22 protein-coding genes are annotated in these 19,368 nt (G+C 71.7%); 11 read left to right on the forward strand and 11 right to left on the reverse strand.

The window, feature by feature from the left end; genetic code table 11:
- Nucleotides 1–47 precede the first annotated feature (47 nt).
- Both EW117_RS08625 and EW117_RS08630 read right to left on the reverse strand, forming a co-directional pair.
- Entirely contained in the window at nt 48–680 is a 633-nt protein-coding gene (locus EW117_RS08625; protein ID WP_129785686.1) for a DUF6928 family protein, read from the reverse strand.
- Nucleotides 681–825: 145 nt separating this feature from the next.
- Entirely contained in the window at nt 826–2,040 is a 1,215-nt protein-coding gene (locus EW117_RS08630) for an ROK family transcriptional regulator (RefSeq protein WP_165362597.1), read from the reverse strand.
- Nucleotides 2,041–2,189: 149 nt separating this feature from the next.
- Here EW117_RS08630 and EW117_RS08635 point away from each other — a divergent pair, with 149 nt between their 5' ends.
- From EW117_RS08635 to EW117_RS08660, 6 genes are read left to right on the forward strand one after another with little or no spacing between them, the layout of a single operon-like run.
- Nucleotides 2,190–3,140, forward strand: a complete 951-nt coding sequence (locus EW117_RS08635) for a carbohydrate ABC transporter permease (protein ID WP_129785690.1) — start codon at nt 2,190–2,192, stop codon at nt 3,138–3,140.
- Between the two features lie 8 nt (nt 3,141–3,148).
- Nucleotides 3,149–3,979, forward strand: coding sequence for a carbohydrate ABC transporter permease (locus tag EW117_RS08640; RefSeq protein ID WP_129785692.1), 831 nt, complete (start codon nt 3,149–3,151; stop codon nt 3,977–3,979).
- A 41-nt stretch (nt 3,980–4,020) separates the two neighbouring features.
- A complete protein-coding gene (locus EW117_RS08645) occupies nt 4,021–5,355 on the forward strand; it encodes an ABC transporter substrate-binding protein (protein WP_129785694.1) in 1,335 nt (444 codons plus the stop codon).
- A gap of 60 nt (nt 5,356–5,415) precedes the next feature.
- Nucleotides 5,416–6,417, forward strand: a complete 1,002-nt coding sequence (locus EW117_RS08650; protein ID WP_129785696.1) for a Gfo/Idh/MocA family protein — start codon at nt 5,416–5,418, stop codon at nt 6,415–6,417.
- Nucleotides 6,414–7,451: a Gfo/Idh/MocA family protein gene (locus EW117_RS08655; protein WP_129785698.1), complete on the forward strand. Its 1,038-nt coding sequence runs from the start codon at nt 6,414–6,416 to the stop codon at nt 7,449–7,451. Before EW117_RS08650 ends, EW117_RS08655 begins: the two co-directional genes overlap by 4 nt.
- Nucleotides 7,452–7,506: 55 nt before the next feature.
- Nucleotides 7,507–8,058, forward strand: coding sequence for a DUF6912 family protein (locus EW117_RS08660; RefSeq protein ID WP_129785700.1), 552 nt, complete (start codon nt 7,507–7,509; stop codon nt 8,056–8,058).
- Nucleotides 8,059–8,151: 93 nt separating this feature from the next.
- Here the strand turns inward: EW117_RS08660 and hisN are convergent, their stop codons facing one another.
- The 3 genes from hisN to EW117_RS08675 all read right to left on the reverse strand — a co-directional run bounded on the left by hisN (nt 8,152) and on the right by EW117_RS08675 (nt 11,004).
- The gene (gene hisN, locus EW117_RS08665; protein ID WP_129785907.1) at nt 8,152–8,937 is read right to left on the reverse strand and encodes a histidinol-phosphatase; all 786 of its coding nucleotides are present in this window, start codon (nt 8,935–8,937) and stop codon (nt 8,152–8,154) included.
- Between the two features lie 100 nt (nt 8,938–9,037).
- On the reverse strand, nt 9,038–10,318 hold the full coding sequence (locus tag EW117_RS08670) for a CpaE/TadZ family protein (protein WP_129785702.1): 1,281 nt from the start codon (nt 10,316–10,318) through the stop codon (nt 9,038–9,040).
- On the reverse strand, nt 10,315–11,004 hold the full coding sequence (locus tag EW117_RS08675; protein ID WP_129785704.1) for a CpaB family protein: 690 nt from the start codon (nt 11,002–11,004) through the stop codon (nt 10,315–10,317). The genes EW117_RS08670 and EW117_RS08675 overlap by 4 nt, the downstream gene beginning before the upstream one ends.
- A gap of 195 nt (nt 11,005–11,199) precedes the next feature.
- On the opposite strand from EW117_RS08675, the gene EW117_RS08680 reads away from it, so the two are divergent.
- Nucleotides 11,200–11,418: a helix-turn-helix transcriptional regulator gene (locus tag EW117_RS08680; RefSeq protein ID WP_129785706.1), complete on the forward strand. Its 219-nt coding sequence runs from the start codon at nt 11,200–11,202 to the stop codon at nt 11,416–11,418.
- A gap of 89 nt (nt 11,419–11,507) precedes the next feature.
- Here the strand turns inward: EW117_RS08680 and EW117_RS08685 are convergent, their stop codons facing one another.
- On the reverse strand, nt 11,508–12,062 hold the full coding sequence (locus tag EW117_RS08685) for a hypothetical protein (RefSeq protein WP_242504168.1): 555 nt from the start codon (nt 12,060–12,062) through the stop codon (nt 11,508–11,510).
- Between the two features lie 153 nt (nt 12,063–12,215).
- On the opposite strand from EW117_RS08685, the gene EW117_RS08690 reads away from it, so the two are divergent.
- Complete coding sequence (locus EW117_RS08690; protein WP_129785708.1) at nt 12,216–12,989, forward strand: LysM peptidoglycan-binding domain-containing protein; 774 nt, start codon at nt 12,216–12,218, stop codon at nt 12,987–12,989.
- 57 nt (nt 12,990–13,046) lie between these two features.
- A complete protein-coding gene (locus EW117_RS08695) occupies nt 13,047–13,664 on the forward strand; it encodes an Rv3235 family protein (protein WP_242504169.1) in 618 nt (205 codons plus the stop codon).
- Between the two features lie 90 nt (nt 13,665–13,754).
- On the opposite strand, the gene EW117_RS08700 is transcribed toward EW117_RS08695, so the two are convergent.
- Nucleotides 13,755–14,387: a nucleoside/nucleotide kinase family protein gene (locus tag EW117_RS08700; protein WP_479725110.1), complete on the reverse strand. Its 633-nt coding sequence runs from the start codon at nt 14,385–14,387 to the stop codon at nt 13,755–13,757.
- Nucleotides 14,384–15,268: a PfkB family carbohydrate kinase gene (locus tag EW117_RS08705; protein ID WP_129785712.1), complete on the reverse strand. Its 885-nt coding sequence runs from the start codon at nt 15,266–15,268 to the stop codon at nt 14,384–14,386. The genes EW117_RS08700 and EW117_RS08705 overlap by 4 nt, the downstream gene beginning before the upstream one ends.
- Before the next feature lie 54 nt (nt 15,269–15,322).
- Here EW117_RS08705 and EW117_RS08710 point away from each other — a divergent pair, with 54 nt between their 5' ends.
- On the forward strand, nt 15,323–15,925 hold the full coding sequence (locus EW117_RS08710) for a DinB family protein (protein WP_242504170.1): 603 nt from the start codon (nt 15,323–15,325) through the stop codon (nt 15,923–15,925).
- On the opposite strand, the gene EW117_RS08715 is transcribed toward EW117_RS08710, so the two are convergent.
- Nucleotides 15,904–16,689: a MerR family transcriptional regulator gene (locus tag EW117_RS08715; protein ID WP_129785714.1), complete on the reverse strand. Its 786-nt coding sequence runs from the start codon at nt 16,687–16,689 to the stop codon at nt 15,904–15,906. The two genes, EW117_RS08710 and EW117_RS08715, sit on opposite strands and share 22 nt — an antisense overlap.
- A 162-nt stretch (nt 16,690–16,851) precedes the next feature.
- On the opposite strand from EW117_RS08715, the gene EW117_RS08720 reads away from it, so the two are divergent.
- A complete protein-coding gene (locus tag EW117_RS08720) occupies nt 16,852–17,229 on the forward strand; it encodes a hypothetical protein (RefSeq protein ID WP_129785716.1) in 378 nt (125 codons plus the stop codon).
- A 19-nt stretch (nt 17,230–17,248) separates the two neighbouring features.
- Here the strand turns inward: EW117_RS08720 and EW117_RS08725 are convergent, their stop codons facing one another.
- Complete coding sequence (locus EW117_RS08725; RefSeq protein WP_129785718.1) at nt 17,249–17,680, reverse strand: DUF779 domain-containing protein; 432 nt, start codon at nt 17,678–17,680, stop codon at nt 17,249–17,251.
- Nucleotides 17,681–17,774: 94 nt separating this feature from the next.
- Nucleotides 17,775–19,298 carry an acetaldehyde dehydrogenase ExaC gene (gene exaC, locus EW117_RS08730; RefSeq protein WP_129785720.1) on the reverse strand — a complete coding sequence of 508 codons (1,524 nt, stop codon included), beginning with the start codon at nt 19,296–19,298 and terminating at the stop codon, nt 17,775–17,777.
- Nucleotides 19,299–19,368: the final 70 nt, after the last annotated feature.

A 19,368-nucleotide genomic window follows, 5' to 3' on the forward strand; every position in this document is an offset into this window, starting at 1 on the left:
TCTCGAACAAATGTACGAGTCTTTCGGGGATCTGTCGAGCGCGCCGACTACCCGACCTGGAAGCCGAACAGCTCGACGGCCCATGGATCCAGGCGTCCGGCGGAAGGGCCGCCGTCGTCGGCGCCTTCGCCACTGAACCCGAAGAACTCCTGCAGGGCGTGGTCCCCCAGGACGAGCGGATGGAACGGGAACGGATAGGGGCCTGAGGGCGCCGGGTGCCTGCCCGCCCAGAACGGCTCCTCGAAGGCGAGCCGTTCGCCCGCGTCCTCCAGGATGCCGTCGTCGGGCGACAAGCTGAGCGAGCGCACCAGCGCGCCGTCGCGCCATACCGCGAAGGCGAACCAGTCCACCGCGCTGTGCATGGCGTGCAGGTACAGGGTGCGGCCCATGCTCGCGTCCACCAGGTGCGCGGGCAGCTGCGAGGGCCGGTCGAGCATGAGCGCCTGGTCGCACAGGACGTCCACCTCCGGCGTCGACAGCGCGCAGGCGCGACCCTGCGGCGGGAACACCGCGTCGCCGAGCTCCCAGGGCTCCTCGCCGTCGGGGCGGATCCGAGCAGGCGGCCACAGCAGCCCGAGAAGCTCGGCCGCACCCGCCTCGTCGGCGAACTCCGCGGCCCCCGTCAGCCCAGCCGCCACGTCCCCGTCCGCGTACACCAGCATCGCGGTCCTGACACCCATCTCGCTCTCCCGCTCTCGACGTCTACCCCTGCGCTCGACGCCCGCCCGTACGCCGCACACGAGGGTACGGGCACTTGGTGACACCGCCACTCCACTCGCACGGGGTGGACATGCGGCGCCCCGATCACGTCCCGTTCTCGGCGACCTACCGGCGCTCGGCGACGAGCTTGTCCACGGCGTCCGCCGTCAGGATGCGCTCCAGGATGAGCCGGACCCCGCCGAGCGCCTCGGCCGAAGGCCCGCCGCGCCCCTCGCGGACGTCCAGCACCGCCGAGACGATCGGCAAGCAGCGCTGGAAGAGGACCCCGCGCACGGCGGCGACAAAGGGCGCCGACGTCGAGAGGACCCCGCCGAACGCCACCGCGTGGGGATTCAGGAAGTTCACCACCTCGGCGAGCACCTCGCCGACCCGCTGTCCGGCCTCGCGGAGCTCGGCGACCACCTGCGGGTCGCCGATCCGAGCCAGCTCGAGCAGCGCCGCGGTCCCGGGCACGTCCCGCCCCGCGGCGCGGAGCCGCGCCGCCACCGCGCTGCCGCTGGCGACCGACTCCAGGCAGTCGTCGGTGCCGCAGGAGCACGGGATCGCGGACGTCCCCCCGGTCGGCGTGTGGCTGATCTCGCCGGCAGCCCCGCTCGCGCCCTGGTGCAGCACACCCGCCGAGATGATGCCGGAGCCGATCCGGCTGCCGACCTTGACGGCGAGGAGGTGCTCGACCGCAGGACCCGCCAGCGCCGCCTCGGCCACGGCGAGCAGGTTCGCATCGTTCTCGACGAGCAGCGGCGCGTCCGTGTGGGCCCCGAGGAGGTCGTAGACGCGGACCTGGTCCCAGCCGGGCAGCTGCACCGACGGCGCGATCGCTCCGGCCCGCGAGTCGACCGGGACGGGCACGCCGAGCGCAAGACCGCGGAGCGCGTCGGGCTCGAGCCCGGTCGCCGCGAGACCGTCCACGACCCGGCGCCAGATCTCCTCGACCACGGCCTCCGGCCCGACGGAGACGTCCACCGGCGCCTCCACGTCGTGCAGCACTGCCGCCGACAGGTCGGCGAGCATGACCCGCAGGTGGCTCGACCCGAGGGTAGCGGCCGCCACGACTCCGGCGCGGGCCCGGACCTGCAGCTCGCGCGCCCGGCGTCCGCCCGTGGCGGCCTCACCGGTCCGCTCCTCCAGCAGGCCGGCCTGGATCAGCGTCTCGACCCGGAGCGAGACGGTGGACGGCGCGAGCCCGGTGGCCCTCGCGATCTCGCCTCGGGTGCGTTTGCCCTGCCGGACCAGGGTGAAGATCTCACCGAGCGACGCAGGAGGCTCGGTGCGCTGGCGCGACCGCGGATTCTTCACGGCCACACGGTAGTGCTCAGCCATCCCGCTCTCCTCACGACACGCATCTGGTTTTTTCGGTTTTCGAACTGTAACGTGCGAGAAACAGCGCGTGGTATTCGGCCGTCTTAGTGTCAGCGTCAGTGAGGACGCTCGCATCGGCCCACGGCCACCGAAATGCAAGGGAGCACACCTTGATCGACACGCCTGCGGCACCGGCCGCCCGGCGCACCGCCCCCCGCCGGGTCGAACCGGTCAACCAGCACCGGCGCGCCGAAGGGCGGGCCGGCTACGTCCTCGTGGCGCCGACGGCGATCCTGCTCACGGTCTTCTACCTGTGGCCGCTCGCGCAGACCGTCGTTTTCTCGTTCACCGACTGGAACCCCGGGACGGGGCTCGTCACGACGTCCGTCGGGCTCGCGAACTTCACTCACGTGCTGACCGACCCCGAGTTCGGCCGCGCCGTGGCGAACACCCTCGTCTACGTCGTGACGGTGGTTCCTGGCTCGATGGCGCTCGGGCTCGTCTTCGCGGCCCTGCTCGCGACGCCGTTCCGCGGGCGGGCGCTGTACCGGACGATGATCTTCACGCCGTACATCGCCCCCATCGTCGGCAGCGCGCTCATCTTCAGCTTCCTGCTCACGCCGCTGGGCGGACTCGTCAACCAGTTCCTCGGGCTGTTCGGCGTCCGCCCGATCGCGTTCCTGACGACCGAGCCCTGGGCGATGGTCTCCGTGGTGATCTTCTCCACGTGGCAGCTCGTGGGCTACACGATGATCATCTACTCCGCCGCGCTCACGAACGTGCCGCAGAGCTATCACGAGGCTGCGACGCTCGACGGCGCCGGTCCGATCCGCCGCTTCTTCTCGATCTCGCTGCCGCTCGTCGGACCGACCAGCGGCTTCCTCGCGATCACCGGGGTGATCGGATCGCTCCAGGTCTTCACGCAGGTGTACGTGCTCACGGGCGGCGGACCGCTGGGCTCCACCGAGACGGTCCTGTACTGGATCTACCAGCAGGGCTTCGTCCTCTTCGACGGCGGTTCCGCGAGCGCCGGCGCCGTGCTGCTGCTCGTCTTCGGCATCGTGGCGTCGATAGTGCAGCTCACCGTCATCTCCCGTCGCGACGCCGTCGAGCTGAGCTGAGGCGCACCATGGCACGTACCTCTCTCCGTCGCGCGCTCCCGCACGTGCTGCGGCACGCGGTCCTGATTCTCGCGTCGCTGGTGTTCTTCGGCCCGTTCGTGTGGATGGTTCTGGCGAGCCTGAAGTCCGCGCAGGAGGCGCTCTCCTTCCCGCCGACGTTCCTGCCGCAGGAGTGGCGCTTCGACAACTACCTGAGCTTGTTCGACGCGGTGCCGTTCGGGCTCTACTACGGCAACAGCATCTTCGTGACGGTCGCGGCCACGGTCGGGCAGGTCGTCACGAGCCTGGCCGCCGGGTATGCGTTCTCGCGGCTGCACTTCCGGGGACGCAACGTCCTGTTCGTCGTGCTCCTGGCGGCACTCCTGGTGCCGTTCGAGGTGGTGTTCACGCCGCTGATGAGCCTCCTGGCGTCGCTGGGCTGGCTCAACACCTATCAGGGCCTGATCATCCCGAACATCCCGTCGATCCTCGGCGTCTTCCTGTTCCGCCAGTTCTTCGAGGGTTTCCCGGGCGAGATCGAGGACGCGAGCCGGATCGACGGCGCCGGGGTCTGGCGACGGTTCCGGTCGATCATGGCGCCGATGGCCGCTCCGATGATCGGCAGCTTCACGATCCTGGCGTTCGTCTACAACTGGAACAACTTCTTCTTCCAGTTCCTCGCGGTGAACCGGACCGAGTTCTTCACCATCCCGATCGGTCTGTCCCAGCTCCAGTCGACGCACGGCACGAGCTTCAACCTGCTGATGGCGGGTTCGACGCTCGCCATCCTGCCCGTGTTCGTCGTCTTCCTCCTGTTCCAGCGCCAGATCGTCACCGCTATGTCCGGCGGCCTGCGCTAGGCGCACGTCCACCCTCACCTCTCACCACTCGGAGACTCACGATGCAGCTCAGAAAAGCCACGTCAACGTTCTCTCGCCGCGGCACCGTCGCCGCCCTGGCAGCGCTCACCCTCTCCCTCGCCGCGTGCTCGACCGGTGGCCTCTCGGAGGGCTCCGCCGAGGGCGAGGGCGAGGGCGGCCCCACTCCGATCCTGGTCTGGTCCGGGGTCAAGGGTGAGGCCGAGGTCAAGCTCGGCGAGCTCGTCGAGGAGTACAACGCCTCGCAGGACGAGTACGTCGTCGAGACGCAGTTCTCCGGGACCGGCGACCAGCTCCCCGCCAAGCTCCTCAACGCCGTGCAGAACGGCCAGGGCCCGAACATGCAGCTCGGCGACTCGACACCGCAGATGCTGGCTCAGCTCCTCGAGACGGGGAAGGTGCTCCCGCTCGACGACCTGATCGACGACCCGGAGGCGGAGGTCGGCCGGGACAACTTCACCGAGGGCATGCTCGCGACCGGCACCTTCGACGGGACCGTGTACTCGCTCCCGACCGAGGCGGGGGACTTCGGCCTCGTCTACAACAAGGAGATGTTCGAGGAGGCGGGCCTGGAGGTGCCGACCACCTGGGACGAGGTCGCCGACGCGGCCGAGGCGCTGACCACCGACGACCGTTACGGCATCTACCTCCCCATCGGCACCGGCGAGTGGCCGGTCTTCACCTGGCAGGCGATGCTGTGGAGCGCGGGCGGCGAGCTGCTGAACGAGGACAACACGGAGGTCGCCTTCGACTCACCGGAGGGCGTGACCGCACTGAAGACGTGGACCGACCTGGTCGAGGACGGCGTCGCCTACCCCTCCAGCCTGCAGACCGACGCCGACGGGCAGGGCATCGCGAGCCTGCAGACCGGCCAGGTCGGCATGGTCGTCACGGGCGCCTACAACCTCGGCATCCTCGACGAGGCGCTGGGTGCGGAGAACGTCGGCGTCGCCACGTTCCCGCAGATCGAGCAGCCCGCGATGAACACGGGCACCAACAACTCCTACATCCTCGAGGGCACCGACGAGGAGGAGGCGGGTGCCTGGGACTTCCTGCAGTACTGGCTCTCGCCCGAGGTCCAGGCCGAGTGGTGCATCGCCTCCGGGTACCTGCCGACCAACATCGAGACGGCGGAGTCCGAGACGTTCACCGACTTCCTGCAAGAGGACCCGCGCCAGCAGGTGTTCTACGACCAGCTCGAGTACGCCGAGGCGCGCCCCTCGATCCTTGCCTACAGCGGCATCAGCGCAGCACTCTCTACGGAGATCGAGAAGGCGCTGCTCGGCAAGTCGACGCCGGAGGAGGCCCTCCAGGCGGCGGCGAAGAACGCCCAGGCGGCGCTCGACGAGCAGCAGTGATCGCATGCTGACCACCGAGGCACACCCAGGGCCGTATGAAGAGACGGGGCAGGACCACCTATGACAACTGTCGGAATCATCGGCGCCGGCGGGATCTCCGGCGTCCATATCGCCGGCTGGCTCCAGCTCGGGGTCGACGTCGTCGTCCACAGCATGGCCGGCGCGCCGGAGCTCGTCGCCCGGCACGGCGGCCAGGTCGCGGCGTCGCTCCACGACCTGCTGGCGCGCTGCGACGTCGTCGACATCTGCACGCCCACCTACACGCATCGCGCTCTGGTGGAGGCTGCGGCGGCGGCTGGCCGCGACGTCATCTGCGAGAAGCCGTTCGCGCTCACCGTGGAGGACACCGAGGCGATGATCGCCGCGTGCGCCGCGGCGGGTGTCGGCCTGTACCCGGCGCACGTGGTCCGGTTCTTCCCGGAGCACGCGGTGGTGCACGACGCCGTGGAGCGCGGCACGCTGGGGACCCTCGCCGTGCAGCGCTACGACCGCCAGGGCGGCATGCCGGTGGCCCCCTGGTTCCTCGACGAGGAGCTCTCGGGCGGGATCATCATGGACCTGATGATCCACGACATCGACTTCGCGCGGTGGAACGCGGGCCCGGTCGCGTCCTTGCGGGCCGTTCGTTCCGTGCCGGACGGGTCCGGCACGGTGGCCGCGCAGGTGGTCCTCACCCACGCCTCGGGCAGCGTGAGCAGCATCGGCGGGGTCTGGTCCGCCCGGCCGGTGGCGTTCCGCACCCGGTTCGAGGTGGCAGGGACGGGCGGGGTGCTGCGGTACGACTCCGCGACCAACCCCGCCACCTGGGTCAACGGCGCCGTCGTCGGAGCCGACGGTTACGCGCCGAAGGCGGCGATCGGCGAGAGCCCGTACCTGACCGAGCTGCGGGAGTTCCTCACGGCGTTCCAGGGCGGCCCGCAGCCCCGGGTCACCGCGGCGGACGGGCTGCAGGCCGTCCGCCTGGCCGACGCCGCACGCCGCTCCCTCACCCTCGGTGAGGCCGTCACCGTGCCGGCGGAGCAACCTGCCGACCAGCCCACCGAACTGGAGGAAGCACGATGAAGGTCGCCCTGATGTCGTTCGCGCACACCCACGCCCTCGGCTACGCGCGCCTGCTCGCGGCGATGCCCGACGTCGAGCTCCTCACCTCCGACCCGGACGCCGCCACCCGCCCGCCCGGCGAGTCCGGCGGCGCCACGCTTGCCGCGGAGCTCGGCGTCGACTACGTGGACACCTACGACGAGCTGCTGGCCTGGGGTCCGGACGCCGTCGTCGTCTGCTCCGAGAACACCCGCCACCGCGCGCACGTCGAGGCGGCCGCCGCTGCCGGGGCGGCGGTGCTCTGCGAGAAGCCGCTGGCGACGTCGGTGGCCGACGCCGAGGCGATGGTCGCCGCCTGCGCGACAGCAGGGGTGCCGCTCATGGTCGCGTTTCCGGTCCGCTTCTCCCCCGCCTTCGCCGACCTGCGCGAGCAGCACCGGGCGGGCACGATCGGCAAGGTGCACGCGATCACCGGCACCAACAACGGCCAGGTGCCCGCGGCGCGGGCCTGGTTCACCGACCCGGACCTGGCGGGTGGCGGCGCGATGACCGACCACACGGTGCACCTCGCGGACCTGGTGGACGCCCTGCTCGACGGCGTCCCGGCCGTGCGGGTGCACGCGACCGCGAACAACCTGCTGCACCCGGACGCCGCGGTGGAGACGGCGGGTATCGTCACCGTCACCTACGCGGACGGCACGAACCTCACCATCGACTGCAGCTGGTCGCGCCCGGCCTCGCACTCGATCTGGGGCGGCCTGACCATGTCGGTGGTCTCCGACGCCGGCCTGATCGACGTCGACCCGTTCGCCCCGAGCGTCTCGGGGTGGTCGGAGACCGCCGCCAACGAGCTCGCGCTCGGCTACGGCCCGAACCTCGACGAGTCCCTCCTGGCGACCTTCCTCTCCGCGGTACGCACCGGCGCGACGCCCCAGCCCGACGGTCACGTGGGGATCCGCACCACCGCGATCGTCGAGGCCGCCTACCGGTCCTGGCGCGAGCGGCGCGTGGTCGAGGTGAACCCGGCCGGCCGGCCGGCGGCCGCCACCGCGTGAGCGGCTCGGTGGTGTGGTTGCCGCGTCATCGGCCGATCGGCGGCAGACTGAGCACATGCGCATCTACGTGCCCGCGACGCTCGACGAGCTCGACGCCGTCACCCACACCACCGACGCCGCCCGCTGGACCGTCGCACCGCGCCGCGTGCACGCCGTCACGAAGGACCTCGAGGCAGCCCTGCCGGACGAGGACGCCGAGGGTCAGGAGTACGTCGCCGCCCTGAACGCCGCGGACGACTCCCTGGCCCTGATCGCGGCCCGCCCGAACGCCCCGCACCAGCGCGTGGTCATCACCCTGGAGGTCCCGGACACCGCGGTCACCCCGGCGTCCGCCGGCGAGGACGACGACGAGCCGGTCCCCTCGGAGGTCGACGTCACCACCACCGTCGAGGACGTGGCGATCGTCTGCGTACACGTCGACGAGCCGGCCGCGGCCACCGACATAGCGGACGTGCTCCAGGCCGCCGACGAGGAGAGCGATGCCGAGGAGACCGCGAAGGTAGGCGAGGAGTCGGAGACGGCACTGGACGAGGCGCTGCAGCGCGTCACCGACCGCGACCTGCTCTGGTACGACTGGACCGAGATCAGGAACGTCCCCCGCGCCTGACGCACGTCCCTTGGTTGTGGGCGTGACCGTTGCGACTACGTGCCCGTTTTAGGCGCAACGGTCACGCCCACAACCAAGCGAACCGGGAGTTGGTCAGGACAGGTAGTCGAGTACGGACTTGTGCAGCTTCGAGTTCGTCGCCACCGCGTTGCCGCCCCACGGGCCCGGCTTGCCGTCGAGCGAGGTGAACGTCCCGCCGGCCTCGGTGACGATCGGCACGAGCGCCGCCATGTCGTACACCTCAAGCTCGGGCTCGGCGGCGATGTCGACGCCGCCGTCGGCCACCAGCATGTACGACCAGAAGTCGCCGTACCCGCGCGTGCGCGCGCAGGCCCGCGTCAGGTCGAGGAACCCGTCGAGCTTGCCGCGCTCCTCCCAGCCGCCGAGGGACGCGTAGCTGAACGAGGCGTCGGCGATCCGCGACACTCCCGACACGGACATGCGGCTCGCGGCGGCCAGCGACTTGCCCGTCCACGCCCCCGAGCCCTTCGCGGCCCACCAGCGGCGGCCCAGCGCCGGGGCGCTGACCAGGCCCACGACGACCTCCTCGCCGTCGGCCAGGGCGATCAGCGTGGCCCACACGGGGACGCCGCGCACGAAGTTCTTGGTGCCGTCGATCGGGTCCACGATCCAGCGCCGGGCGCCGTTGCCGGCGGAGCCGTACTCCTCCCCGACTATCGCGTCGCGCGTGCGGGCGCGGGCAAGCTGGCCGCGGATGAAGTCCTCGGCGGCACGGTCGGCGTCGGACACCGGAGTCAGGTCAGGCTTGGTCTCGACCTTGAGGTCCAGCGCCTTGAACCGAGACATGGTGATGGAATCGACCTGGTCGGCGATCACGTGCGCCAGACGTAGGTCGTCGGCGTAGTTGTCCTTCGTCATGGCGGCCACGCGGACAACCTAGCGCCGGATGCCAGTTTTCCATCACTGAGCCGCGCCGGTCGGGCGGATTGTTACGCAGGAAGTCCCGGATCCGGCCCGGTCACACCCCCGTCGGCACCAGTTCCCGGACCCGGCCGGCCAGGTCGACGAACGCGGCCCGGGCCGGGGAGCCGGACGCGCACTCGGCGAGCACCCGGCCGGCCAGCAGCGCGGTGTCGAGGCCCGCCGGGTCGTCGGGCACGAGGTGCACGTTGTCGACCCCGGCGTACCGGGCGAGCGCGTCCCGCACCTGGGACTCGGCCCGCCGTCCGACGGCGGCGTCGCGCACCCGGTTCACCACCACGAGGCGCGCCGCGGGCACCGGAACGGCGGCGTCCCGCAGATCCTCCAGGCCCCGGACCAGCCGCTGCAGCCCCACCGGGTCCGCCCCGCCGACCACCACCACGATTTCGGCGGCCTGCAGCGCGCTCAGGGTGGCGCCGTTGCGCTGCGGCGCCCGCGTGTCGTACATGAGCACCTCGTCCGCCTCGAGGACCGGCCCGCAGTCGACCACGGTCCAGGACGCGAGCTCGCGGCACCGCTGGAACACCATGTCCAGCGACGTGGCGGGCAGCTCGGGCCAGCGCGACGCGCGCGTGATGCCCGTCAGCACCCGTACGCCCGGCAGCACCACCGGGCTGTGCCGGGCGAGCGTCACGACGTCGAGCACGCCCTGCCCGGCGGCACGAGCGGCGGCGGCCAGGCCTGGTGCGTCGTCGAGCAGTCCGAGGCGGGAGGTGACCGACGACGCGTAGGTGTCGGCATCGGCCAGGAGCACCGTGTCGGCGCGCGGCCGCGGTGCCGGGCGGTGCCGGCGCAGCAGGCCGGAACGGCGTGGCGCCGCGGCGCCGATACCCGCGAGGGCCGCGGCGAGCTCGATGGCGGTGGTGGTCCGCCCGGGCGAGCCTGCCGGCCCCCAGACGGCGATGATCGTGCCGGACCGGCCACCGAGGTCGGGCGCGGGTGCGGCAGGCTCGGCGGCGTCCGGCGCGTCGCCTCGGACCGCCGCCACGAGGTTCTCCGCGTCCCCGCCGGCGACCACGACGTCGCAGCCCAGCCCGGCGAGCCGTTCGGCGGGCGTTGCCGGGTCCTCGATCGCGACCACCCGCAGGCCCGCGCCGCGCAGCCGCGCGACCGCCTCTCGGTCCAGCCCGGGCAGGTCCCCCGAGACGACGGCGGCCGTCCCGGCCCCCGCCTCGGCCGCCGCCAGGAGCTCGGCGAGCTCAGCGCACCGCCGGGCCACGGTGACCTGCGGCTGCGCACCCAGCACCGTGACCGCCGCTGCCTCCTCGTCGGGTGCGTGCACCGCGACCAGGACCGTGACCGTCCGCTCCTCGCTCATCGGACACCGCCCGCCACCGGCACGACGGCCACCGTGCCCGCGCCCGAGAGCGCGCTCAGCACGGTGGGCAGGGACTCGGTCGGGACGAGCACGTGCAGCGTGACCGCGCCGTCCACGACGATCGCGCCGTCCTCGGCGTCGACCTGCTCGACCACCACGTCCGGCGCGAGCGTGCTCGGCTCCGGCCCGTCGGCCGACTCCCCCGGCGCGACCGGTGCGTCCGGGACGAACCACAGGTCCACCACCGTGCCCGACCGGATCCGGTCGGAGAGGCCGGACGCGACCGGTACGGCCACGGACCGGACGTCGGCATCGGCGCCGAGGGCGGTCAGCGGGACGAGCTCGCCGTCGTCCACGACGCGCAGCGCCACCAGGTCCGCGGGCAGCGGCTCGTCTGCCGCGAGATAGCGTCCCGTCCCGGCACCCAGCCGGACGTCGGCGACCCGGAGCGCGTCCGCCGTGACCGGCTCTCCGGGCGTCAGCGCGCCGTCGGCGACGAAGACCGGGACGGTACGGCTCGCCGAGGAGAACACCCACGAGCCGAGCGCCACCGACAGCGCGACGATGACGACGCCGATCAGCAGTCGCGGGTCGCGCCAACGGGGCCGGCGCAGCCGGGCGGCCACCGGCGCGGGCAGGCCCTGACCCTCGAGTGCGGGCGCCGGGGCAGCCGGGGCATACGTCATCTCGGTCCTTCCACGTACTTTGGTGGACTTTGGGTAGACCTTCGAGTACAAGTTGAAGTGTCGATCCGGACAGAATGGCGCGCAGCGTAGGCAGAGCGCCGGAACCATAGTGATCGAACGTCGCCGATCCGGCATCAGATAAACACTTCTTGTGGATAACCCCCTCATGTCGGTGTCTCGTGCCACACTGTTCCCATGGAAAAGCGCTTTCTCTCTCTGGCCGATGTGGTCGAGACCCTGAACATCTCGATGGCCCAGGGCTATGCACTGGTTCGGACCGGCGACCTTCCCGCCATCCAGGTGGGCCCCAAGAAGGTCTGGCGCGTCGAAGCAGCGGAGCTCGAGGCATACATCGAGCGCATGTATGCAAAGAGCCGCGAGCGGCTCAAGGACTCTGCGACCACGGACGCGTGAAAAGCCCCCATCCGCACACGACGGGACCGGCGCACTCCATCGGGAGTGGCACCGGTCCCGCTCTCCATTGACCGGCATTCTCGACGGTTTCAGGGGGCTTCGCTCACGGCCAGCAAGGCCGAGAACGGGACGAGCCGAGTTCCCCGGTCATCGAGCACATCGATGTCCAGGTGGTCCCGGCCGACCCGCGCGATCCGGCCGCCCACGGCGCCGCCCAGCGTGCGCACCGTGATCCGCGCCCGGTCCCGCTGAAGCGTCCGTAGCACCGGGCCGAGCCCGAGCCCGTCCCTGCGGGACGTCGCGGAAGCCGCCTGTCGGGCCAGCCCGTGCACGCCCGCAATCGCGGCCAGCGGCACGAGATGCTGGCTCGCCGGTTCGGGCCGCACGCCCTGCAGCAGGGTCCACTCGTCCGCGGCCTCCCGCACGACGCCGCGCAGCGGGGCGCCGTCGAGCAGCTCCAGCGTGACCACCGCCCCGACGACGGCGCGGAACCGGTCAGCCAGCGTCATCGTGGCGTGCTCGGCCCGCGTCAGCTCGGACACGAGGGCGTCGGCCTCGGCAGCGGACTGAGCGCGAGCCTGCGCCTCGAGGTCGCCGAAGAGCGCCTCCCAGCGCGTGGGACCAGCCGGGTACACAGATGCCATGGAGCCACCCTGCGCCATCCACAGGCATCTCGCCCTCCGGTGGACACCCCGAAGGCACCGATGTTGAATATCGAGCACCGGGCAGCACCAACCACTATCAAACTTGGCTGGCTGGTCCATCCCGTCCGGTAATCGACCATCGCAGGGGGAAACATGCCGAACAACACCCTCAGTCATGCCCGACGCGGGCTCGCCGGGCTGCTGACTCTCACGCTCGCGCTCGTCGCGGCCGCCGGCGCCCTGGGCATCCGCACGTGGCAGGTCGGCGCAGCGCTGGGTTCGGCGCTCTTCCCGGTCGAGGACATCGTCGAGCTGGCGGCGGTCGCCGTCGGCACGGTGGCGGCGGGCTGGACCGGTCTGCACGCGCTCATCGCGCTGGCCTGTGTTCTCGCCGGCCGCCGAGGCGTGCGCTGGGCGGCGGGCGAACGGGCGGTGGCCCGGAACGCGCCGGCGGTCGTACGCCGTTTCGCCCGGGCGGCCGCCGGCGCCGGGATCGGCCTGGCCCTCACCACCCCGACAGCGATGGCCCTGCCGGGCTGGGGCACCGGGGCTGCCGCCTCCGCCGACCGCCCCGTCGTCGCCGTCGAGCTGGGCTGGCAACCGACCGACGACGTGCCGGGTGACCGCGGAGCGGCAGGCGAGAGCGCACCCGGCCGGTCGACGTCGCCGCGCTCCGGCCCGGCGCCCGAGCGGTCGTCGCTGGTCAATCGGGGCGTGCGGGCGGGCACCGAGCGTGCGCCCCTCGTAGTGGTCGAGCCAGGCGACACGCTCTGGGCGATCGCCGCCGACCGGCTCACCGCCGAGCGCGCGGCCACGCACCCGTCCGACGTCGCCGCGGCCGTCAACCGGTGGCATCACACCAACCGGCAGGTGCTGGGTGGGAACCCCGACCTGATCCGCCCAGGCATGGTGCTGCGCCAGCCCTGACCGCTCCACCACGCCCCCTACACCGCTCCGTCCCGCCCAGTCCCCAGGAGATCCCGCATGACCACGCTCGACGTCCCGCCAGATGCCCCGCCCGACGACCCGCCACCAGCGAGGAAGACCCCCGCAGCGAAGTCAGCGGCCCCTGCGCTGCGCACCAGGGCCGCGACGCCACCCCGACGGCCCGTCACCCCGCAGGTCGGGCCGGTCACCGGACCCGGTATCGGCCGGCGGCTGCGACGGATGCGGATCGGCGGCACGCCGTACCCGGAGCTGCAGAACGCCGCGGCCGCCCTGGAAGCCGTGTCCGGGCGGCCCACCCCCGAACCCGACCCGGCCCTGCCCGACCCCACGGCGCAGGTCTGCCGCGTGGTCCGTGCCGCTGTGGAGGTACTCCGCGGCGAACGTCCCGCGGCCCAGCTCGCCCGGTGGGTGACACCTCAGGTGTATGACCAGCTGCTCGAGAGGGGGAGGCTCATGCGTGAGGCCCAGCAGAGCCGGCCGCCCCGGCCCAAGGCACACGCAGCCACGGTCCGGCGTGTGCGCATGGTCCGGCTGGGCGCCGCGTCGGCGGAAGCGACGGTGATCCTGCACGACGAGGGCCGGGTGCGGGCGGCGGCCGTGCGACTGGAGGGAGGCCGGGGCGTCTGGCGCGTGGCGGTCCTGGAGATCGGCTGAGCCGGAGGCGCAGCGCAGGGTGCGGGCCGAGGAACGAGGCACGCGCACGGAGCGGAACCGCAGGCTCAGCCGACACTCATAGAGCCTGAACTACACCCACTCGACGATCAGGTCCGCCGCGTCCCGGGTGGTCGCGATGAGCTCCGCGTTGCGCTGGTCCGTGCCGCCGGCCCACGCCTCGGCGTCGGGCAAGGGCTTGCCGAAGGCGCGGTGGCGGGCGACGAGGCGCCGCAGGCGCTCGGCGTCGGGCAGGTCGAGGTACCAGACCTCGGCCATCCGGGCACGGGCGGCGGGCCAGGCGCCGCCGGGGGCGAGGAGGTAGTTGCCCTCCGTGATCACCAGCGGCTCGTCGGCGACGGCGATGCCGGCGGCTATCGGTTCCTCGATCTCCCGGCGGAACTCCGGCGCGTAGACCGGGGGTTCGCCGGGACGCCGGTCCGCCAGGCGACCGATCAGGGCCGCGTACCCGGCGTCGTCGAACGTGTCGATGGCGCCCTTGCGGTCACGGCTGCCGCGGGCCTCCAGGACCGCGTTGGACAGGTGGAACCCGTCCATGCCGACGACGACGGCGGTGCCGGGCCCCAGTCCGTCGATCAGGGCAGTCGCCAGCGTGGACTTGCCCGCCCCGGGCGGGCCGGTGATGCCGAGGACTCGGGTCTCGCCCGCCAGAAAGGCTTCGGCGACGAGCCCCGTCGCCCGCTCGACGAGCTCGTTCGCGGTCAGGCGCACGACAGGTTCTCCAGCCAGGTGCGCGGGCCGATGTGCTGCACGCGGACGGACGCGACACGCACGGCCTCCTCGACCGCGGCTTCCAGGTCGGCGCCCCGCGCGAGCGCCACGACCAGGGCGCCGTGGAACGCGTCGCCCGCGCCGAGGGTGTCGCGCACCTCGACGTCGGGCACGTCCGTGGATCCGCGCCGACCGTCTTCGTCGCACCAGGTCACGGGCTCGGGACCGTGGGTGGCGACGGTGGCGCGGGAGCGCGCGACGTCGTCGGGCGCACGGAAGTCTGCGGACCTCGCGGTGACGTCGGCGGCCCCGAGGAGGTCGGCGAAGACCGGGCGCCACCGGCCGGCGTCGAGCACGATCAGGGGGCGCGGGTCCAGGGTTCGCGCGTACGCGAGCACGCTCCGGGCAAGGTCGGGGTGGTGTCCGTCGAGCAGGACGGCGTCGGGCCGGGGCAGGGCGTCGAGGTCCGGGGCCGTGACGTCGAAGCGGCCGGCAAGCGTGGCATCGGGAGAGACGACCGAGCGGTCGCCGGTCGCGTCGTCGACCAGCACGGCCGAGACGGCCAGCGGGATCTCGCGCTGTTCGGCGGCGTCGTGGATCTCGACGCCGTGCCGCATCAGGTCGCCGCGCGCCGCGGCGCCCACCGGCCCCGAACCCATCGCGCTGATCAGCAGGGCGCGGGCTCCGAGCGTCGCCGCGGTCACCGCCGCGTTGGCCGCGGGACCGCCCGCTGAGACGTCCTGCCGGATGGCGGTGATCTTCTGGTTCGGCCCCGGCCGGACGGCGCTGCGGTGGATCACATCGAGCGTCGTCAGACCAGCAAACCAGCAGGTCACGGGGGGTTTCCGGTCGGCTGCGGCGAGGTCTTCGGGCATGAGCAGAGGCTACCTGTGAAACTGCGTGTCAGTGACCGAGCGTACGGTCGCCCCATGACCGCTCCCGGACCGGCGACATCCCCGACCGCACCGTCGATGCCATGGCGTGACCTCCTGCTCGACCAGCTCGACTTCTACTGGAACTTTCATCTCTGGCCGCGCCTGGACGGCCTGACCGACACCGAGTACCTCTGGGAGCCGGCATCACCCGCCTGGAGCCTCCGCCCTGGACCCGACGGCGAGCCCCGGCTCGAGCACGAAGTACCCGAACCGGAGATTCCGCCAGTTACTACCATCGCATGGCGGATGGTCCATTTGGGGCGTGACGTGCTGGGACGGCGCGCCCGGGCCCTGTTCGGCCCTACTGACGCGCCGCCCGACGCCGACATGTTCGACCCGAGGCACTGGCCCGAGACGCCGGTCACCGCCGAGGGTGGCCTCGCCCTGCTCGACGAGGGCTACCGGTCATGGCGAGCCGGGATCGCCGCGCTGGACGACGAGTCCCTGATGCGCCCGATCGGCCCGCTGGGCGGACAGTTCGGTGAGTCGCCGATGGCCGCGCTGGTGACTCACCTCAGCCGCGAGACCATGGCACACGGCGCTGAGATCTGCCTCCTGCGTGACCTGTACCGGGATCAGGACTGGCCGTCCGGGTAGGCCCGGTCCGCGTAGACGCGCAGCACGTCGCGCACGAACGTCGCCCCCTCGTTACCGCCGTAGTTCGCGGCGAACCGATCGTCCGCCACGTACATGTCGGCCAGGCCGAGCAGGTAGCCCCGGTCGGGGCGGCCCTGTTCGTGACCTGGGGTCCCCGGGATGGACGAGAGCCACTCGGCATGCTGGGCGGCAACGGCCTGCGCCTCGTCGGAGGCCGGGTCGAGCCCCGCCTCGGCGGCGTCGATCCAGGCCTTGCCCAGGGCCTCGGCCCGGGCCTTCCACTGTCGCTGCCCCTCCTCGCCGAGCCCGCGCCACCACGCGTCGCTCTTCGCGTACGCGTCGCGACCCCAGCGCTCGGTCACCTCCTCCTCGTACTGGGTGTGGTCGAACCCGTCGAGCATGTCCTTCGCCATGATGTCCTCCTTCGCTTCGGGGTCCTTCTCGAGAGCGGCGACCGTTCGTTCGACCGACGCGATCTGCCGCGTCAGCCGGTGCTGCTCCGCCCGCAGCGAGACGAGGTGCCGGCGTAGCGCCTTCGCCTCGTCCTGGTCGCTGTCGAGCACCCCGGCGATGTCGCCGAGGCCGAGACCGAGGTCGCGCAGCAGCAGGATCCGCTGCAACCGCACCAGCGCGGTGCGGTCGTAGCGGCGCGGGCCGCTCGCCGTCGTCCGGACGGCGGGCAGCAGCCCGACCGCGTCGTAGTGCCGCAGCGTCCGGCTGGTCACGCCGGTCAGCCGCGCGATCTCTTGGATGGACCAGTGCATGTCGACCACGGTAGAGGTTGACGCCGCGTCAACTTCAAGCCCCGAGTCCCGGAAGTTTCGGGCGCAGCCGGAGCTGCCTGTGCATAACCCGGGCTGCTCCCATCCCGGGTGATCAATACTGAACCCATGACGACATCAAGCGATATCATTCCGGATCAACCGTTGGCCGACGACAGGTTGCTGCTCGCGTTCGCGAAGTTTCTGCACGATGGCGTCGCACCGCGTCGCCGAACCCTGTGGTTCGTGCTGCTGGACCGCGAGCGCCGCCCGCTGCCGGTGATCGTGCCGATCGATCATGTACCGGACGAACCTGACCCGCTCATGGTGGGCAATCTGGGCCAGGCCTGGCACCAGATCCTGCAGGACGAGCCGGGTTCGTCGGTGGTGCTGATGCTCGAGCGGCCGGGCCCGCCGGTCGCCTCGTTCGACGACCTCGCGTGGTGCGTGGCGCTCGGCGCGGCAGCGGCGGAGCACGGCATCACGCTCGCCGCGTTCTTCCTCGCGACGGCGCACGGCGTCCGCCCGCTCTCGCCCGACTGATGGGTGCGTGGGTCCCGGCTCAGCCCTGCAGCAGCTCCCACTCGTCGTCCGTGAACAGCCGCGACCGGATGAGGAACCGCACGCCCTCGGGCGCCTCCACGCTGAACCCGGCACCGCGGCCGGGCACCACGTCGATCGTGAGGTGCGTGTGCTTCCAGTACTCGAACTGGTTGCGGCTCATCCAGACCGGGACGGTGAACGCACCGCCGTCCTCGTCCAGGCCGGCCGCGATCGCGAGGTCGCCGAGGTGGACGTCGGCGTCGCCGGTGATGAAGTCGCCGTCGGGATAGCACATGGGCGACGAGCCGTCGCAGCACCCACCGGACTGGTGGAACATCAGCTCGCCGTGCTTGGCGCGCAGCCGCGCGAGCAGCGCGGCCGCCTCATCGGTCACGCCCACCCGAGCGGGTGGTGCGCCGACCGCCCGAGGCGAGCGAACGTCGTCCGACATAAAGCCTCCTCATCTCGGTTGTCAGACGTACAGGTCAGTTGTCAGACGTACAGGTCACGGGAGTGACCTGTACGTCTGACAGTCCGGGGCTGGGTCAGAAGAAGCCCATCCTCTGCGGGGCGTAGCTGACCAGGAGGTTCTTGGTCTGCTGGTAGTGGTCGAGCATCATCTTGTGGTTCTCGCGGCCCACGCCCGAGCCCTTGTATCCGCCGAACGCCGCGGCCGCCGGGTAGGCGTGGTAGCAGTTGGTCCACACGCGGCCGGCCTCGATCGAGCGTCCCGCCCGGTAGGCGTCCGCGCCGGACCGGGTCCACACACCCGCGCCCAGCCCGTACAGGGTGTCGTTGGCGACCTTGATGGCGTCGTCGAAGTCGGCGAACTCCGTCACCGCGACCACCGGCCCGAAGATCTCCTCCTGGAAGATTCGCATGGAGTTCTTGCCCTCGAAGATCGTCGGCGTCACGTAGTACCCGCCGGCGAGGTCACCCTCCATCTCGGCGCGGTACCCGCCGGTGAGCACCTTGGCGCCCTCCGCCTTGCCGATGTCGAAGTAGCTGAGGATCTTCTCCAGCTGGTCGTTGCTCGCCTGCGCCCCGATCATCGTCTCGGTGTCCAGCGGGTTGCCCTGCTTGATCGCCTCGGTACGCGCGACGGCGTCGGCCAGGAACGAGGAGTAGATGTCCGCCTGGATGAGCGCGCGGGACGGGCAGGTGCACACCTCACCCTGGTTGAGGGCGAACATCGTGAAGCCCTCCAGCGCCTTGTCGTAGAACTCGTCGTGCGCCGCGGCGACGTCGCTGAAGAAGATGTTCGGCGACTTGCCGCCGAGCTCCAGCGTCACGGGGATGATGTTCTGCGACGCGTACTGCATGATCAGGCGACCCGTCGTGGTCTCGCCCGTGAACGCGATCTTGCGGATCCGGGACGAGCTCGCGAGCGGCTTGCCCGCCTCCGCGCCGAACCCGTTCACGACGTTGACGACACCCGGCGGGAGCAGGTCCGCGATGAGCTCCATCAGTAACAGGATCGACGTCGGCGTCTGCTCGGCAGGCTTGAGCACGACGGCGTTACCCGCCGCGAGCGCCGGCGCCAGCTTCCACACGGCCATCAGGATCGGGAAGTTCCACGGGATAATCTGCCCGACCACGCCCAGCGGCTCGTGGAAGTGGTAGGCGATGGTGTCGCCGTCGATCTCGCTGATCGACCCCTCCTGCGCGCGGATGGCGCCCGCGAAGTAGCGGAAGTGGTCGACCGCGAGGGGCAGGTCGGCGGCGAGGGTCTCACGGACGGGCTTGCCGTTCTCCCAGGTCTCGGCGACGGCCAGCTCCTCGAGGTGCTCCTCGATGCGGTCGGCGATCCTGTTCAGGATCGTCGCGCGCTCGGTGACCGACGTCCGCCCCCACGCGGGCGCCGCACCGTGGGCGGCGTCGAGGGCCCGGTCGATGTCGTCGGCGTCACCCCGCGCGACCTCGGTGAACGTCCGCCCGTTCACAGGGCTGGGGTTCTCGAAGTACTGGCCGTTCGCGGGGGCCACGTAGTCGCCCCCGATCCAGTGGTCGTACCGGGGCCGGAAGTTGGCGATGGCGCCTTCGGTACCCGGGGCTGCGTACACGGTCATGGTCTGCCTCCTCGCAGGTTCTCGTGCCCGCCGTCGGCTGCCCGACGGCGGAGCGACACCCGGCTGCGGC

It is taken from the genome of Promicromonospora panici, assembly GCF_900608595.1.
Classification (GTDB): domain Bacteria; phylum Actinomycetota; class Actinomycetes; order Actinomycetales; family Cellulomonadaceae; genus Promicromonospora; species Promicromonospora panici.

Excerpts from the sequence above, each read along its gene's own strand:
- EW117_RS08625 (WP_129785686.1), bottom strand. The coding sequence starts at position 680 with ATGGGTGTCAGGACCGCGATGCTGGTGTACGCGGACGGGGACGTGGCG.
- EW117_RS08630 (WP_165362597.1), bottom strand. The coding sequence starts at position 2,040 with ATGGCTGAGCACTACCGTGTGGCCGTGAAGAATCCGCGGTCGCGCCAG.
- EW117_RS08640 (WP_129785692.1), top strand. The coding sequence starts at position 3,149 with ATGGCACGTACCTCTCTCCGTCGCGCGCTCCCGCACGTGCTGCGGCAC.
- EW117_RS08645 (WP_129785694.1), top strand. The coding sequence starts at position 4,021 with ATGCAGCTCAGAAAAGCCACGTCAACGTTCTCTCGCCGCGGCACCGTC.
- EW117_RS08650 (WP_129785696.1), top strand. The coding sequence starts at position 5,416 with ATGACAACTGTCGGAATCATCGGCGCCGGCGGGATCTCCGGCGTCCAT.
- EW117_RS08655 (WP_129785698.1), top strand. The coding sequence starts at position 6,414 with ATGAAGGTCGCCCTGATGTCGTTCGCGCACACCCACGCCCTCGGCTAC.
- EW117_RS08660 (WP_129785700.1), top strand. The coding sequence starts at position 7,507 with ATGCGCATCTACGTGCCCGCGACGCTCGACGAGCTCGACGCCGTCACC.
- hisN (WP_129785907.1), bottom strand. The coding sequence starts at position 8,937 with ATGACGAAGGACAACTACGCCGACGACCTACGTCTGGCGCACGTGATC.
- EW117_RS08670 (WP_129785702.1), bottom strand. The coding sequence starts at position 10,318 with ATGAGCGAGGAGCGGACGGTCACGGTCCTGGTCGCGGTGCACGCACCC.
- EW117_RS08675 (WP_129785704.1), bottom strand. The coding sequence starts at position 11,004 with ATGACGTATGCCCCGGCTGCCCCGGCGCCCGCACTCGAGGGTCAGGGC.
- EW117_RS08680 (WP_129785706.1), top strand. The coding sequence starts at position 11,200 with ATGGAAAAGCGCTTTCTCTCTCTGGCCGATGTGGTCGAGACCCTGAAC.
- EW117_RS08685 (WP_242504168.1), bottom strand. The coding sequence starts at position 12,062 with ATGGCATCTGTGTACCCGGCTGGTCCCACGCGCTGGGAGGCGCTCTTC.
- EW117_RS08690 (WP_129785708.1), top strand. The coding sequence starts at position 12,216 with ATGCCGAACAACACCCTCAGTCATGCCCGACGCGGGCTCGCCGGGCTG.
- EW117_RS08695 (WP_242504169.1), top strand. The coding sequence starts at position 13,047 with ATGACCACGCTCGACGTCCCGCCAGATGCCCCGCCCGACGACCCGCCA.
- EW117_RS08705 (WP_129785712.1), bottom strand. The coding sequence starts at position 15,268 with ATGCCCGAAGACCTCGCCGCAGCCGACCGGAAACCCCCCGTGACCTGC.
- EW117_RS08710 (WP_242504170.1), top strand. The coding sequence starts at position 15,323 with ATGACCGCTCCCGGACCGGCGACATCCCCGACCGCACCGTCGATGCCA.
- EW117_RS08715 (WP_129785714.1), bottom strand. The coding sequence starts at position 16,689 with ATGCACTGGTCCATCCAAGAGATCGCGCGGCTGACCGGCGTGACCAGC.
- EW117_RS08725 (WP_129785718.1), bottom strand. The coding sequence starts at position 17,680 with ATGTCGGACGACGTTCGCTCGCCTCGGGCGGTCGGCGCACCACCCGCT.
- exaC (WP_129785720.1), bottom strand. The coding sequence starts at position 19,298 with ATGACCGTGTACGCAGCCCCGGGTACCGAAGGCGCCATCGCCAACTTC.